The 16,786-nt window shown below is 42.2% G+C and carries 14 protein-coding genes; 3 read left to right on the plus strand and 11 right to left on the minus strand.

Annotated features, from left to right (window positions below):
- The first annotated feature begins 25 nt into the window (after window positions 1-25).
- Entirely contained in the window at window positions 26-397 is a 372-nt protein-coding gene (locus NSQ54_16670) for a hypothetical protein (GenBank protein WYP25938.1), read from the plus strand.
- Window positions 398-666: 269 nt separating this feature from the next.
- On the opposite strand, the gene NSQ54_16675 is transcribed toward NSQ54_16670, so the two are convergent.
- The 10 genes from NSQ54_16675 to NSQ54_16720 all read right to left on the minus strand — a co-directional run bounded on the left by NSQ54_16675 (window position 667) and on the right by NSQ54_16720 (window position 13,016).
- Window positions 667-1,896 carry an OFA family MFS transporter gene (locus tag NSQ54_16675; protein ID WYP25939.1) on the minus strand — a complete coding sequence of 410 codons (1,230 nt, stop codon included), beginning with the start codon at window positions 1,894-1,896 and terminating at the stop codon, window positions 667-669.
- A gap of 118 nt (window positions 1,897-2,014) precedes the next feature.
- Window positions 2,015-2,746 carry a LytTR family DNA-binding domain-containing protein gene (locus tag NSQ54_16680; GenBank protein ID WYP25940.1) on the minus strand — a complete coding sequence of 244 codons (732 nt, stop codon included), beginning with the start codon at window positions 2,744-2,746 and terminating at the stop codon, window positions 2,015-2,017.
- The gene (locus NSQ54_16685) at window positions 2,743-4,413 is read right to left on the minus strand and encodes a sensor histidine kinase (GenBank protein ID WYP25941.1); all 1,671 of its coding nucleotides are present in this window, start codon (window positions 4,411-4,413) and stop codon (window positions 2,743-2,745) included. Before NSQ54_16685 ends, NSQ54_16680 begins: the two co-directional genes overlap by 4 nt.
- A gap of 132 nt (window positions 4,414-4,545) precedes the next feature.
- The gene (pdxA, locus tag NSQ54_16690) at window positions 4,546-5,547 is read right to left on the minus strand and encodes a 4-hydroxythreonine-4-phosphate dehydrogenase PdxA (GenBank protein ID WYP25942.1); all 1,002 of its coding nucleotides are present in this window, start codon (window positions 5,545-5,547) and stop codon (window positions 4,546-4,548) included.
- Complete coding sequence (locus NSQ54_16695; protein ID WYP25943.1) at window positions 5,544-6,842, minus strand: four-carbon acid sugar kinase family protein; 1,299 nt, start codon at window positions 6,840-6,842, stop codon at window positions 5,544-5,546. Before NSQ54_16695 ends, pdxA begins: the two co-directional genes overlap by 4 nt.
- A gap of 5 nt (window positions 6,843-6,847) precedes the next feature.
- The gene (locus tag NSQ54_16700; protein WYP25944.1) at window positions 6,848-7,825 is read right to left on the minus strand and encodes a 2-keto-3-deoxygluconate permease; all 978 of its coding nucleotides are present in this window, start codon (window positions 7,823-7,825) and stop codon (window positions 6,848-6,850) included.
- Between the two features lie 135 nt (window positions 7,826-7,960).
- Window positions 7,961-9,595 carry a PrpR N-terminal domain-containing protein gene (locus NSQ54_16705; GenBank protein WYP25945.1) on the minus strand — a complete coding sequence of 545 codons (1,635 nt, stop codon included), beginning with the start codon at window positions 9,593-9,595 and terminating at the stop codon, window positions 7,961-7,963.
- 102 nt (window positions 9,596-9,697) lie between these two features.
- Complete coding sequence (locus tag NSQ54_16710) at window positions 9,698-12,370, minus strand: YhgE/Pip domain-containing protein (GenBank protein WYP25946.1); 2,673 nt, start codon at window positions 12,368-12,370, stop codon at window positions 9,698-9,700.
- 166 nt (window positions 12,371-12,536) lie between these two features.
- Entirely contained in the window at window positions 12,537-12,737 is a 201-nt protein-coding gene (locus tag NSQ54_16715; protein ID WYP25947.1) for a DUF2642 domain-containing protein, read from the minus strand.
- 24 nt (window positions 12,738-12,761) lie between these two features.
- Entirely contained in the window at window positions 12,762-13,016 is a 255-nt protein-coding gene (locus NSQ54_16720) for a DUF2642 domain-containing protein (GenBank protein WYP25948.1), read from the minus strand.
- 119 nt (window positions 13,017-13,135) lie between these two features.
- Between NSQ54_16720 and NSQ54_16725 the strand changes: the two genes are divergently transcribed.
- Complete coding sequence (locus tag NSQ54_16725) at window positions 13,136-14,368, plus strand: glycosyltransferase family A protein (GenBank protein ID WYP25949.1); 1,233 nt, start codon at window positions 13,136-13,138, stop codon at window positions 14,366-14,368.
- Here NSQ54_16725 and NSQ54_16730 read toward each other — a convergent pair.
- A complete protein-coding gene (locus tag NSQ54_16730; protein WYP25950.1) occupies window positions 14,350-15,495 on the minus strand; it encodes a glycosyltransferase in 1,146 nt (381 codons plus the stop codon). The two genes, NSQ54_16725 and NSQ54_16730, sit on opposite strands and share 19 nt — an antisense overlap.
- Before the next feature lie 172 nt (window positions 15,496-15,667).
- Between NSQ54_16730 and wecB the strand changes: the two genes are divergently transcribed.
- Window positions 15,668-16,780 (plus strand): UDP-N-acetylglucosamine 2-epimerase (non-hydrolyzing), encoded by a 1,113-nt coding sequence (wecB, locus tag NSQ54_16735; protein WYP25951.1) that lies wholly within the window; start codon window positions 15,668-15,670, stop codon window positions 16,778-16,780.
- The last annotated feature ends 6 nt before the right edge of the window (window positions 16,781-16,786 follow it).

A 16,786-nucleotide genomic window follows, 5' to 3' on the forward strand; every position in this document is an offset into this window, starting at 1 on the left:
CACATTAAGAGAAGGAAGTGGCTTCGTGAAAAAATTAATCATTAGCCTTTGTATACTTGGCTTTGCCTTAACCGGTTGTTCTGATAGTGAACAAGTAGCTGCAGAGTTATCTGATGTTCCTTCAGAGATCGAAGACAAAGTTGATCCTACCTTACGTTTACAACTTATTTATGGAGAAGATCCCGATAATCCGTATGTCATTTATCAAACTGAGTCCCTTGAGGTTGACTATACTGTTGAGATCACTGATGATACGTACATCCTAAAATTAAAGGAAACGTCCGAGCAAGCTCCTGAAGATTCTTTACACATTTATCAGATTAAAACAAGGGATACAGATACTCTAAGAATTTATGTAAATGATAAAGAAGTAGCATTTGATGTTATAGTTTCTTAATACAAAACTAGGAGACTTGGGACATAACTAAAAATCAACTTAAAAAAGCGAATGATTCGATTGCAGAATCATTCGCTTTTCGTGATTTTATTTGAACAAGCGGAGGGAGAACCCGAGACTCCTACGGAACAGAACGCGGTGAAGACACTGTAGCGGCGCTTTTCCCGCGGAGGGGGCTGAGGCCGTTCCCGTGGAAAGCGAGGGATTCTCCTGTAGCGGATACCGTGCTATGTTCAGGTTTTACTCGCTACATTCATGTTATGTCCCGCCTAATTATCCATCACAACTTGTCCGTCATAAAGCTCTACTTTCTCCTCCACGTTTGCCTCTTGTAATCGTGGATTACGAATGGTGATGGCCAGTATAAAGGATACGAAGCAAAGTGCTGCGATGATCATAAATGTTGGGATAAATCCACCCACGATTGTAAATATCATGGACCCTGCTAAAGCACCAATTCCAAAGCCTTGATAAATCACACCATAGTTACGGCTTTGATTTTTCATGCCGAAATAATCGGAAATAATTGCGGGAAAGATCGTAATATTGCCACCAAAGCTAAAGGCAATGACTGCAACACAAGCGAAAAACAATCCAAAGTTTAACTCTGCAAAGCTTAGAACAGCAACTGCCAGAGCTGTGATCAATAGCGTTCCTGCAATAATGTGCATACGTTCCATCTTATCTGAAAGGGCACCGAGCACAACACGACCCGTTGTGTTAAAGATTGCTACTAATGCAACAGCATTAGCCGCCGTTTCTGGACTGAGACCAGCTAAACTTTCGCCTGCGTCTTTTACAACACCAATTAGATACAATCCACTCATACACGCTGTAAAGAAGATGATAAAAAGCATATAGGACTGTTTTGTCTTTAACATGTCTTTTACGGTATAGTCTTTTAATCGTTTATCATTCGCAACAGACGCTACGATCTTTGCTTCTTTTACAAAGACGGCTCCACCTACAATTAAAGCAAGCGCGCATAATCCCCAAAGTAAAAAGGTTTGTGTCACTCCAAACGTGGTTAGAAATGCACCATTCACATATCGGAACAAAAAGCTTCCTGTCCCAAACGCCCCTACTGAAATCCCTGATATCAGGCCTTTTCGTTCTGGAAACCACTTAATTAGATTAGATAAGGAAGAAATATAAGCGGTACCGTTTGCAAAACCAACAACAACTCCTGCTAGAATGTATAGCATCCAAAGTGATGTCACAAACGAGCTTAGGATAAGCCCAAAACCAAGCATAAGTCCTGAGAACATTAAAAGCTTTCGAATCCCGATCTTCTCTTGTATCTTGCTTGAGAATAACGTCGCAAAAGCCAATGCGAAGCTTGTAATAGAAAACGTAACAGTAACTGCATTTAAGTTCCAGCCGTTTAATTCGGCTAATGGTTGATTAAATAAACTCCATGTATAAATCGTTCCGAGTCCCATTTGTACGAGAACGGTTCCAAAAATGATCCATAGTCGGTTAGTCTGTGTTGCGTTCATTCTACGTCCCCTCTTTTCATCCGGTAGTAACATGATCTCTATAGCTAAAGTCTAGCACCGGATGAGCCTTACGTACGCAGATTGGAATGAACTGCACAGAGGGAAGTATGAATGGTTTCTATAGTCGCATCAGCTGTTTGAATTCCTTCGCCTTTCCTCGACTGACAGGAATCTCTGCCTGGAATTGATTAAATTTTAAAAGGTACGTATTGTGGAACCAAGGGACAATCTCATGAATTTTTGTCAGATTCACTGAGTATGAGCGGTGACAGCGATAGAATAATTCCCCTGGCATCTCCGCTTGAAAAACCGAGATGGTTGATGGGATGGAATACACGTCTTCCTTTGTATAAATGAGTGTTTGCTTCTCACTGGCTTCCGCATAATAAATATCCTCGACAGGAATAACATAAATCTTATCGTCTTTCCAGCCATTTATCCGTTGAATAATATTTGTGTGGATTTGCTTTGCAGCCTGCTCATTCTCCTTCAAAAAATGACTTTCCAGCTTTGAAAGCATTGCTGCTACACGTTTTTCACTGTATGGCTTTAGGATGTAATCAAAGGCCTCAAGCTCAAACGCTTTAACCGCATGCTCCTTGTAAGCCGTTGTGAAAATGATCGCAGGTTTTGCTTCAAATTTACTAATATGACCTGCAAGCATCATGCCGTCAAGAGATGGGATATTGATGTCTAAAAAGATGGCATCAGGTTCATGGCCCTGCAAATACTTCAATACTTCAAGCCCATCTTCAAAACAAGCTAGAACCTCAATTTGGCTATGTGTTTCAATTAAGTACTGCAGCTCTTTCTGAGCGGGAATTTCGTCTTCTACGATGATTGCTTTCATTTGGTATCCGTCCTTTTTGCTACATCAAAATAGATTAACGTGCCAGGATTTTGTCTGCGAACCACTAAGCCTTCTCCGTAGATCAGCTTGACTCGCTGATGTACATTGGAAAGCCCAATTGATTTAGCTGAAACCTTGTCTGCATAAAGCTGGTCAATAATTTCTTGATGAATTCCAACCCCGGTATCCATCACAGTGATCCGTACGGTTTCTCCTAGATCCTTCACACGAATCGTAACGTCCCCTTGTTGTTTCCCTTTTTGCACGCCATGATTAATGGCATTCTCAACTAATGGTTGAATTAACAGACTGGGTATCCGTACATCTACTGGATCAATATCATAGTGTACCTTTAGTCGTTCGCCAAACCGTGCTTTTTCAATTTCAACGTAATCTTGTACTTGTTCAAGTGCTGTTGAGATCTCAATCATTTCATCGGTCAGTTCAAGATTATAACGTAAATATCCTGACAGATTTATAATTAGCTCCCTGGCATGACTTGGATCTGTACGTGTTGTCGAGGCAATGGCATTAAGCGCATTAAAAAGAAAATGCGGATTAATCGTTGCTTGAAGGGCCTTTAATTCCGCTTGCTCTGCTCCTGCACGGATTTGTTCGATACGTGAGATTTCCATTAATGTCGAGATGATTTGCGCGAGACCAACTGCCATGGTCTGCAGTGAATCAGTAATTTTGTTCGCTTTTTGATAGTAAATCTTAAGGGAACCCGTAACCTCATTATGCTCTTTAAATGGAATAATGAGCAGACACTGAATCTGTGGTGTATGATGGTCGGCCACCTGATTACGGATTGTGATCTCTCCACTTCGGATCGATTGTTTGGTCAACTCACTGTTAATTTTGCTTCCAGCGGTGTACCGTTCTTCCCCGTAGCCTACATAAGCAAGCACATGATGCGTATCCGTAATCGCAACGGCATCTGCTTCAATGTCATCCTTAATGATTTGACAGATGGTGTGGAGTGAATCGTGATTGATTGACCGGAAATAAGGTAACGTTTTGTTTGCAATCTCAAGCGCCATCTTGGATTGCTCCGCTGCCACACGATCCTTCTCTCCTTCAATATTTAACACAAGCAAAATAATGAGTCCTATACTTACTTCTCCCAAAATCATAGGAAGAGCAATAATTGACACGATTTCGACTCCTAGCTCAAACGGCTCAGCTAAAAGCAGGATTAAGCCCATCGTTAGCATTTCACAGAACATCCCTACAGCAATTCCAACGAGCCACCAGTTTTTCTTCTTTACTTTAAAATGGACGATTCCTGCCATGATCCCTGCAGTAATACTTGTAATTAAGCACGGAATCGCTGTCACTCCACCAATGTCGATTACGTATCGATGTACGCCCGAGACGACACCAGTGATAATCCCGACCCAAGGACCAAAGAGAATTCCTCCGGCTACAATCGCAATCGTCCGCACATTAACAAGGGACCCTTCTACTTCAATGCCAGAGTACGTTCCAAACAAAGCAAACGCACAAAATACAATCGTCACAACCGTTAATTCACGCGGTGAGGATAACTTGTCCTTTTGCAGTAACTCCCGAAAGCCCGGGATCTTCGTCAGAAAGTACAAACAAATTAAGAGTAACGCCGCGCGTTCAAGTAAATGAATAAACATCTCTAGATACGAATTCATGATCGTCTCCTCTAAAACTAATTTAACCAGTTTATCAGATTTTAACTTTGTAAGCCTAATCATTATGGACAGCGCTGTTTGGATCCATATAAAAAAACAGCAAGCATCTCTCAATGCTTACTGCTTTCCTGTTTATTTTGAAGTTGGAGCGAGTTCTACTGCATCCTTATAGGCTGCGATTAGGCTACGCTCGTCTGCAATATTCTTACCCGCAATATCAAATGCAGTTCCATGGTCAACTGATGTACGAATGATTCCACCTTTAAGACCAACTGTGATGTTCACTCCAGCTTCAAGCCCCATAACCTTGATTGGAACGTGACCCTGATCATGATAGCACGCTACCACCATGTCAAAATCTCCACGTACTGCGCGGAAAAATAATGTATCAGCAGGATAAGGGCCTTCTACATTAATCCCTTCCTCTTGCGCTTGTTTGATGGCCGGGATCAGCTTTTCTTCCTCTTCCCCTTCGCCAAACAATCCGTTCTCACCCGCATGAGGATTGATTCCACATACGGCAATTCGTGGGTTTTGTACACCTGCATTTTTTAAAGTTTCATCAGCAAGAGTGATAACCTTGTTCGTACGTTCTGGGTTGATCATATCAATTGCTTTTCGCAATCCTACATGTGTGGTTAAGTGAATCACTTTTAATGTAGGTGCAGATAGCATCATTGAGAAGTCCTTCGTACCTGTTAGCTCAGCTAAAATTTCTGTATGACCCGGATACATATGTCCTGCTTTTTGCATCGCTTCTTTATTAAGTGGTGCCGTACAGATCGCATGAATTTTTGATTCCTTTGCTAACTCAACAGCCTTTTCTACATAACGAAAGGCTGCATTTCCTGCTTCTTCACTCACTTGACCAAAGGGAAGATCCTTTGGAAGAAGCTTGAGATCTAATACTTCAATCGTTCCTGGTTCAAACACACATTCTGTTGGATCCTTCACAGGAACGACGTTTAATTCGGTTTTGGTAATCGCTACAGCACGCTCCATTATTTCGTAATCTCCAATAACTAGTGGACGACCACTTTGAAAAAGCTCGCCGGTAACAAAGGCTTTAGAAATAATTTCGGGTCCAACTCCTGCTGCATCTCCCATAGTAATACCGATAATTGGATTCTTCATTTTATCGCACCCTCCATAAAAAATTGATAAATCTTGCTAAATGTCTGCTCCGTACCAAATGCTCCGGCTTTTGTAATTGCGTAGGTACCCTCAAGAGAACCCGTAAACATAGAGATCGGAATGCCAGTTTCAAACTCATCGATTAGATTGAGCTGACTAATGTCGATTCGTTTACATAGTGCTTTCGCTGTATCTCCACCAGTCATGATGATCGCTTGAAACGAATAGGTTTGAACAAGGTTTTCTCCAACTGCTGCAAGCAGTGCCACAATACGCTTGCTGATGATCGAAAGTGAGATGTTATGCTCTTGCGCATACGCATACACTACATCAATTTCATGTCGCTCTGTCCCAGAATAGATGACAGGAGTTTTCAGATCTTTAAGAGCTGCATGTGCCTCTTTGTTCACTCGTTCGAATTCCGTCGCTCTAACAAACTCATCCTCATCTACTGCTTTTAGGGCATCCATTTTAATACCAACAGCTTGTTCCTGAATCAGTAAATGCTGTACCTGTTTACGGCTAATATCACTCATGCTTCCAATTAGATATAGGATCGGTTGGTTTGGTTGTGTTTGCTTAACCTCACGTTTTCCTCCATTACTTTCGATCGTTAATGCAGAGGAAAGACCTGCCGAGCCTGCGAGAAGAATTTGATCAGTAGATCCTTGTGCAAACTGGGCGATTGTCTTTAAAGTGTGCGAGCTTGTTGCATCACAGATGAAAATACATCCTTTTTCAGAGTGATTTTTCTTAAGCCATGCCTTAATCTTGCTTGGGCTTTTTGTCCATAATTCCTCTGGAACCTCTACAAGCTCTCCTTTAAACTGCCTTCCAATATGATCAGCAATTCGTGAGTCCTTGACCGGGTCAGCCTCATTTAACGCAAATTCTGTTTCACCAATTGGTGTCCCATCTACGTATAAAAGCCCCTCACTAACTGTTCGTCTACTTTCCGGAAAACTAGGAGTTAACAACACATAATCTGGTTGGTTTAGCTTGATTAGCTCAGCAAGCTCCGCTCCAACATTACCTCGTAAAGTCGAATCCACCTTCTTGAATAAAAGCTGCGGTTGATAAGGCTCTAAAACGTGTAAGGATGCTTTTATCGACTCTCGAGCTTCATACTCGCTCATCGCCCGACTATCGGTATCAATCACTACAGCTTCTAACGATTCAAGCGTTTGTTGTTGTACATTATTTAGCCAGACAGCCGTTTTCAGCCCGCTTTTGGCAAGCTGAACCCCGCTATCATTTGCTCCAGTTATATCATCCGCTATAATTGCGACTTTCATTATGTTCACTCCTCTGATGTTACAGGGCCTTGCTTTCTTTCTAATCGTTTAGCTAAAAAGCCAACAAAGATCGGAAGTAAAATGGCCGTTGTTACGACACTGGCTGCTACTTGTACAGTAGCAAGTTCTACGTTGTACGCAAAAGCTGTACTTGCTGTAGCAATGGCGGCTGGAGTGGCAACGGCATTACCTGCTGTTGACCCTTCTGCGGCACCAATAAGTGGGTTCCATTTAAAGATTTTAAATGCCCAGTAGCCGGTAATCCCTGTTATTAAAACAACCAATACACCAAGGAAAATACCAGGTAAGCCACCTTCTACGATAGAAGAGAAGCTGATGTTCATACCTAAGGCGAATGCAAAGAATGGGATAAGCATATCTGCCCCCTTGCCAAGAAAGGTTCTCATATCTCCATCAATATTCCCAAGAATGAAACCAATAAGGATCGGCAAAAGAACACCTATAAAGGCTGTAATTTCGAAAAATCCACCTTGAAGACCAACAGCTCCTAGTACAGATAGCGTTAACATTGTGAACAAAGGTCCATCATTCATCGCAAGCACAGAGTATGCTGCTTTGTCTTCACTTTTACCATACTGCCCTGCGAGCGCAACGTACAATCCACCATTTGAATTTGTCATTGCCGCAATAACAGCGATAGGGGCAAGTCCAAGGAATAGGCCTTCTGCACCGCCTGCCAGAAGGAAAATAATTGCACCAACGGCTCCCCCAAAAATCCATTTAACCATTAATAGCGTGAATCCCTTTCCAAAAGAAACACCAAAACTTTTTACGTTAATTTGAGATCCTGCACATAGAAGAAATAAGGCAATTAGTGTTGAGGCACCGTTTACAAAAAGTGCTTCAGTAAAGTTTCCAATCCGTAACGCTTGGGGCATAACCGTATTAATAAGGGCTCCAAGTAATAGAGGAACAACCATCATTCCACCTGGGATTTTCTCGATTGATTGTTTTAGTCTCATCAGCTTACCAACTTCCTGTTCTATTTTGCAATACTTTTTTCTAGAAAATAATTCAGCAAACGTTTACAGTCATAAATATACACCCAAATTAAAAAAAAACAATAAAAAAACTAAAATAAGTTGCTAAATGCAACACTATTTTAGTTTTCTCCAGATGGTTGTACGATTCACATTAAGTCGTTTAGCCGTTTTAGATTGATTAAATCCTTCCTCTTTTAACACTCGTTGAATGATTTCACTTTCCATTTCATCAAGCGTTTTACTTAGATCTAAACAAATAACGCCATCATGTTCATGGTTTAGCTGTTTCACCTCAAGATGAATATGCGAAGCTTGTGCTTGTTCAACTTCCTGAAAAATAAGGTCTCTGAATGATACAAGTGAGTGCCTTTGAGATAGCTCTTGCATTTCAGCTGCTGTATTTTTCAATCCTATGACTTGTTTGCCAAATCGGCTGTTGGCCCGAGAAATAAACGTACGGATAAAGCTAGGGTCTTGTTCAAGCCTCGCAGTCAGTGACGGCAATTCTAAGATTCTGTCTCTAAACCATTCCTTCTTCACATGATCATCACAAAAGAAAATAACTGGCCCCTTATACCTTGTTGCAGCATCTATCCATTCTTTTTGCTTCGACTCAGGCAATGTATGAAGATGCGACAAAAATAGTGGCATCTGTGTCTGAAATAACTCGCCCATTTCAACCTGTTTTCGCAAGTCACACTCCAACGCCCATCGGTTCGCTAAAATAGCTTCTGTAACACAGCGTTCGCCAGACCCTTCTTCTGCCAGAATAAGAATTGGCTCTTTACTCTCAACCAGTTGGTCAAATCGATTCACCAATTCTGATTTTGTCCCTAGAACTAACGGGAGGGTAAGTCCATCTGTTTGAAACTGACTACAGAAGCTCGGAATCACTTGTTCGATTTCCCGAATGTAGATGATGAAGTAACCTTTTTTCCCTAATGGTTGTACTTTTAATTGATAAGGTTTCTCCTCGTCATATAACGTAAGAGTCACTTCATTTGAAGGCATTTTATTCTCTAACTGCTCAAATAATTGTTTTACTAAATGACTCACATCTACTTGGTGTTCGAGCCATTTTAAAGAGTTATTTTTAAAGCGTATTTCCTTGTCTCTTACCACTAAAAAGGATTCATCCATTTCTGTAGCTAACGCCTTGAACAATTCCTTCTCTTCATCATGAAAAAGATGCACTTGGCGAATGGTCTCAGCCTGTTCAAATGCTTGCTTAACGGATTCAACCCCCGATGTGATTAAAATCCCTTCCACGCCATAACGCTGTGCAAAATCGTTTGTAACTGTGTCTCCTATAATGATCCTACGTCCTGAGGCTTTAGCTTTGATGACGGCCGGTTCAGCTTCAGCGGCAGAATGAATGGACGTAATGGGAACTTCTATTCCAAGCAACTGAGAAATTTCGTTAAAATCACTTGAAATGTTCTCAAAGGCAATGATCTCAGCTTCTTCCTTATCATCCTGAATTAATAACAATGTTCTTAAGATGTCATAGCCTGAGATTGGAATTTCAACGACCTGCTTATCTGTATGAGCTTTAATGACATTAGCTGTTCCTCCACGACTAATATAGAGATCTGTTTTGTCATCTACCTTCTGGATAATTGGAATAGCTTCTTGAAGATCAGCAAGGTACACATTATATGTGAAAGGCTGTTGTTTTTGGATCACGCGTTTGACTGTTTTTTGAAGTCCTTCGTAAGGCGCGATAACGGTTATATGCATGTTTTTCATCTTTATCAACCCCCATTCTTCTTAGTATAGCGAATTCATCGGTAAAGTACGAGAATGTATAAAAGGCGAAACAGGTTTCACCTCGCCTGTTTCGCCTTAATGTTATTGAATCATTCCACTTGCCTTAGATTTCTCTGCTGTGGCTTGGATTCGGTTGTGTAATGGTTTTTTGAGTAATAGTCCAAACGCAATGGCGATGATCCAGAACAGGAACAGAACGCCAATGTTTGTCCAAACGATAGATGGCACAATTCCACCTACTGCTTCTCTTAACAATCCAGCTGCATACGTAAATGGCAGGAACGGGTTTATCATTTGGAAAAATGGTGGGGCCACTTGAATTGGGAAGGTTCCTCCTCCACCTGATAGCTGCAAGACCATTAGAATGATACCGAGCGCCTTACCAATATTTCCGAATACAGAAACAAGCGTATACACAATTGTCATAAACACCTGACTGATCAAAATACCAAACAGGACGTAAAGAAACTTATTATCCACATACGCACCAAGGATAAAGATATTTCCTAGTGTCACAATTAACCCTTGCCCAACACCCACTACAAGGAACGTAACCAGGCGACCGAAATACACATGGACAAAATTAAATCGTTTTTCTGGGTCTTCTACGTCGGCTCTCAACAGGTTTGCCAATAGCAATGCTCCAACCCATAAAGCAAGCGATGTATAGAATGGCGAGCTTGCTGATCCGTAGTTCGGAATTGGAAATTTACGGTCTTCGTTTAGTATGACCGGATCTGCAAAGAACTCACTCTCTGCTTGTACATCGTTCTTTAATAACTCTATGATTTCTCCTAAATCATAGTCTTCATCAAAATCACGTATCCGATCTGCCGCATCCTTCACCGCTTCCTCCATGTCAGGAAGTTGATTCCGGACGACGTCAGCGATCTTATGGACAGATTCTTCTGCTTCTGGCAAACGGTTTTGGACGAGATCTGATAGCTTACGAATCTGATCCTCCGCTCCAGGCAAGTCATTTCGAACAAAATCCGCCGCACGATGAATTTGATCCTCCACATTGCCTAGATCATTTTGCACAAAGTCACTTGCTCGATTAATAACATCGATAGCTCGTGGCAGTTCCTCGTTGATCGCTTGTGCCACTTCATGCACACGCGCACCAATTTCAGGCATCGCCGCACGAATTTGCTGGAGCTCCTCTTGACCATAATCCGCTATGCCAGCTGCATCATTTAAGATTCCTTCTACGTTTGGCAGCATTTCTGTTGCTTCTGTTAGGTTATCGGATGCGGTTTGTGCTGTTTCGCGGATTTGACCAAGCGCTGAATTAATCGTGTCGGCTCCACCTGATTCAAAACGAGAACGAGCGGCTGAACTGCGTTCGTTTGCTGCGTTTGCTCGTTGGTCCAGTTCATTTAATACATCCTCGGCTGGCTGTTCTCCATTTTCAAGTGCGCTTTGCACACGCTGCACGGATTCTTGTGTAGAAACCAGCTCCGTTCGTAGAGACTGCAGCTGACCAATTTGATCCGCTAATGGACTTCCTGGTAAAAATTCCTCAAGCTCTTGATACAGGTTAATCGTTTGATCAAGCATTGAGATGGCAGAGGAAATACGATCATTCAAGTTTGCTGCGCTTTGAATTGCTTCTTCTGATGGCTCAGCCTCGCGTAATGCGCCTGTAAGCTGAGCGGCTGCAGAGGTTGTTTGCTCCACTAGACGCAGGTTTTGTTCAATAGCAGGTGCAATCGCTGCAAACGCCTCATCATTTTCATCTAAAAAGGTCTGGAAGCGATTCACATATCCTAAGCCTTGATCAGCCACATCTTCTACAATCGGCAAGGCAGCCTGTGCCCGTGCGATCACATCCTGTGCTTTTTCAACCTGTTCAAGCGCTGTATCTAGCTCTGTCGCAATCTCATCAAAGCGGCTATCCACTTCTTGAACAGCATTGGCTGCCTGCTGAATCTCAGGTATGCGTTCCTGAAGCTCAAGTACGCGGTCCCCAGCTTGTCTGATTTCTGGGAAACGTTCCTCCAGTTCTAAAATCTGATCGCCTGCTTCATTAATCTCAGGTATCCGCTTCTCAAGATCTACAATTTTTTGACCCTGCTCTCGAATTTCTGGAAGAGCTTCTTCAAGTCGTAACGCCTGATCACCTAATTCGCTGATCTCAGGTAGTCGATTTTCTAATTCAAAAATTTGATTCTCTATATTTCGAATCGTTGGCAGCTCTTGTTCAAGCTGTACGCCAATCTCGTTAAATTCATCGAATATCGCTTCTGTCGCTGTCTGAACGAAATTTTCATTGATGTCTTCGACGATCGTTGAAGCTCCTGCTGATGTCATCTTTGGTGCAATTGCATTAATTTTTTCATTTACACTATAATCAAGCTCCGGTTTTTCCGGCGAGTCAGTCAGAACACTACTAATTTTCTCAGAGAAGTCAGACGGGATGTGGATGCTTGCATAATAATCCCCGTGAATCACACCTCGTTCGGCTTCCTCTTTAGAGACAAATGTCCATCCCAATTTATCATTGTCGGCTAATTGATCAACGAGTTCTTCTCCCACATTAAAGGGTTCTCCGCGGACCTCAGCACCTTCATCCTCATTTGTAACAGCAATAGCGAGTTCAGATGTATTGCCATAAGGATCCCACGTTGCCTTTAAGTTAAACCATGCATATAAAGAAGGTAGTATCATTAATCCAATAAGTAAAAGCATAACAATTGGAGTTCCCTTAATGTTTCTCCAGTCCTGTTTGATCACTTCTAAGATGCGTTTCATACAAGCATTATCCTTTCTTATGTAAGCGAACAATATAAAAAACAGCGCCCAGGATCCTGGCCTTGACGCTATTCATAAATAGTATACGACACTTCTTCCCGCTTACTCATAAAGGGGATTATACCACATGGATACGAGAAGGGAATCCCTTAAAAATTACATATTTTTACGGAAATCGTACATAATTAATGCCATCTATAAAGACATATTGATCTGATCCTGTGTCATAGCCATCTGTCACATTGATCACCACGAGCTCAGGTGTAACGCGCTCAATAAATCCGACGATAAAGTTTGTATCTGTTGCAATTTCCACTCGAGAATCAAGCCTGTTAGCAAGTTCTTGATAAAAATAAGGCTTATACACTAAATTAACCTCCTCTCTACCGTTTTACGTACGGATTGATTCAACTTTAGCGATTCGAACAAAAATCTCTGTATCCAACGCATCCATTAGAACCACATAATCTTTTTTCACACTGACAACACGACCAGATACATATCCAAATGTTGTAAGAACTTCTACGTCCGCTCCTACTAGTAAGGTTAGTAACCTTTTTCTAGTGGTTGTTTTATCGATGGACGATGGCCAAAGCAGGATGATGAAGAATGTTTTAAGCAAGAACCACATACGGATAAAAAACATGCTCTCCCTCCTTTCACAATCTTCTTTAGTAGATGTAAAAGAAGAGAATTTGCTTGTTTCATTGTCCTTGTGGTTCCAAAATTCCATGCTCGCCTGCTTCATATAAGGAGGTCTCTTATTTGGATCAATTGTTAATACTCATTATCTACCGCCCTCCCTTTCATACAGTGTTAGCAACCCTTACTTCCATTCGTGCGCTTTCTAATCAACAACAGTCAATTTGGCTGATCCATACTTCACCAGAAAAGATTCCCTCTCTTCCACATGATGTTCATCTTCTAAAAGTGAAACCGAAGAATCTGGGGCAACAAGTGAATGAACTTCTTCACTCTCAACACCCAACTCATTCTGCATTGATTCTTTACTCAGGTGCACACGCTTCAAACTATGAAGTCTCCACAGTCATGGTTAGCGGTAACGAGGAGCAAGTCTGGCTTCAAAAACAAGCATGGACTCGTTCTCCTTTTCCCGAAACTCGTTATCTCCCATTCAAAGAGGCATTTCTTGCGTATTGGCTGAATCATTTACCGAAGGACATTTCCTTTCACCCTTTAACCAGACTGCCTCCAAATCGATTGCCTACCACAGAGCGAGCAAAGCAGGCGTTTTTGGCAGCATATGAACGTCCTAGGGACCAACTCACTTGTCCAGTGACCGTACTTATGGCTCATTATAATCATGCAGATACAGTGGATGCGGCCATCGCGTCGTGCCTTGTGGGAAGATTTGTTCCGAAGCAAATCATCGTTATTGATGATGCATCAACAGATTCCTCAAGAGAACACCTTGAAGCATGGAAGCACCCAGCCCTTCAGATTCACTTTTTAAAACAAAATGGCGGTAAGGCTTGTGCCTTAAATGAAGGATTAACTCAAATTCGTACGCCGTTCATCTTAGAGCTTGATCCTGATGATTGGCTCGACCCTGATGCGTTTACAAAAATAAGTGAGAGCCTTGTAGCTTGGCCTGAGGATTCACCCCTTCTCTATGGAAACTTCAGAAGATGGAACAGCACCAGCCATGAACTTCAGTACAAAGACATCGCCAAAGGCAAACCGATTGAGTCAAAGGCAGAGCTATTGACCTATCGACACCCGCTTGGTCCACGGTTATATCGCACAGCCTCCTTAAAAAAGATAGGCGGATTTCCGGAACTCACATACGAGGATGGACGATTATACGAGGATGTAGCGGTTTTGTATAGGCTCCTTGAGGTTGGCCCCTTTCATTATGTAGACCAGACTTTCTACAATGTTCGGAACCACCCAGATAGCATCACGCAAAAAAACCATGCCAAGTGGGATGGTTTCTTAAAGCATTTAGAAAATCTAGATCAAGATAAAAGTGAATGATATAACGACACTAACTGGCTCTCCATATGACCCCAGCTATATCGTTCCTCCATAATTCTTCTTCCGTTTCTCCCCGCTCTTAGAATAAGAGAGCGATCTTCGTTCAGTTTCTGGAGCAGTGCTGCATAATCTGTAGCACTCGCCTCTTTTGCATCCATAACAAAGCCACAGTCATGTTCCTGAATAAATTCTTTCATTTGCACACATCGATTGACAATAGGTGGGATGCCACGTTCAAAATAACTGAATAGCTTGTTAGGTAACGAATACTCACGATTAAGTGATGTAGACACATCCACATCAATCCATCCAACATCAACTGTATCAAGGACGGCTGGAAGCTCATCATACGGAACCCAGCCGCTCCAGCTCATACGCTCTGAGTCCATTTGACCAGACGGGCCACCAATGACTTTAATGTGAAGATCCCAAACACGCGTTAACCGATGAATCTCATAAAGCTTTTCCATACTGCCTTTATGCTGATTCATTGCTCCTACATAACCTAACACTAAAGGTGCCCCAGTCGAATCCCCCTCCTGCCAAGGAGAAAGCGGAGGTGCATTGTATAAAACAAGTGTCCGAACATTTGAACACAAGCGTTGGATTTCTAACTCGATCTTTGGCGAAACCGTAATAACCGCATCAACCGTTTGAAACATTTCTCTTAAAAGCTGTTTGAGCTGTTGATGCCTCAGTCGACTGATGGAGCGATCGCGTGGGTCCAAATCTAGCTCATGGCTGTCATAGATGATGCGGCAGTGTTTCTCTTGCTCTTTCAATTTGCGTTTAATCATAATTGCCTCATAACACGAACTTAATTCGTGCGCATGATAGATATCAGCACATTCCCGCGCACCAAGCTCTCTAAGCTTTGAAGAAAATGGATCCACTTGACCTGTTTGAAGGTAATGAAGCTGATGAGCTATGGGCTTAGCAACCGGCTCCTGCTCATACGTAACAAATCGAACGCCTTCATAGACAAAGAATGTTTCTAAAAATGTATCCTCTAGCCATTTTCCACTAGGCTCAAACAAATACCCTTGCTTTCTCGGTACAATAAGTGCGACCTCAAACCCATTTCGCACCAGGCTTTTCGCCTCTTTATAAAAGATTCTTGCGTCCAAAAACGGATGCTCCGACACTAGAAAGCAGACCTTTCCCCTCAATTACAACCATCCTCCTCTAACTTCCTACCCAAGACCCCGAGCAAACGTCGTGGCATGAACAAGCTAGATACATATTATTTATTATCGAATGATAAGTAGAGAAAAATGGTGCGTTCGATAGGAGGATAATATGAAAATACTCACTGTCATCGGGGCACGGCCCCAGTTTGTAAAGGCATGTATGCTATCGATTTGCTTTCAGAATGATCCTGATATGAATGAAATTGTTGTTCATACGGGACAGCATTATGATGCCAACATGTCTGATATCTTTTTTGATCAGCTTCAAATGCAAAAACCGCAATACCATCTTGGTGTTGGCTCAGGAACACACGCGGAACAAACGGGAGCCATGCTTGTTAAGATTGAAGCCATCATACTCAAAGAAAAGCCTGATGCCGTGCTCGTATATGGCGATACAAATTCCACACTAGCTGCAAGTCTGGCTGCTTCAAAGCTACACATCCCCATCATACATGTGGAAGCTGGCCTTAGAAGCTTTAACAGGCGGATGCCCGAGGAAATCAATCGGCTTCTAACCGATCATCTCTCTACATTACTCTTTTGCCCATCGCAGGAAGCTGCTGATCAGCTTACGAAAGAAGGCATTCAAAAAGGCGTTTACACGACAGGCGACATCATGTATGATGCCGTTCTTCACCACCGGTATGAAGCCAATAAACAATCCACAATTCTACTTAAACGAGGACTTATACCGAAGAAATATTATGTTGCGACCATTCATCGAGCGGAAAATACAGACTCACCCCAAAAGCTCACGGCCATTATGAATGCTTTTGCACAGGTAGACCTGCCAGTTATCTTACCTCTTCACCCAAGAACAAAAAAAATGCTAACGGAGCTTAAACTGGCTAAAGCGAAAAATATTCACCTGATTGATCCCCTGCATTATTTTGATATGCTTTCTCTTATGAGTCAGGCTAAAGCGATTTTGACCGATTCTGGCGGGATTCAAAAAGAAGCGTATATGCTTAAAGTCCCGTGTGTGACATTACGAGATGAAACAGAATGGACTGATACTGTTCGAACGGGCTGGAATCAGCTTGTTGATGCAAGCGACGAAAAAGCCATGATTCAAGCAGTGAAGCAAGTGACGGTTCCTCCCACTCACCCACCACTATTTGGGGACGGGCAATCAGCCAAGCAGATGTGTGAGCTTATTAAGAAGCATTTAAATAACTCAATAACTAAAAATAGAGGCGGGGACATAACATTAATGTAGCGAGTA

This window comes from Alkalihalobacillus sp. FSL W8-0930, from assembly GCA_037965595.1.
GTDB lineage: Bacteria > Bacillota > Bacilli > Bacillales > Bacillaceae_D > Alkalicoccobacillus.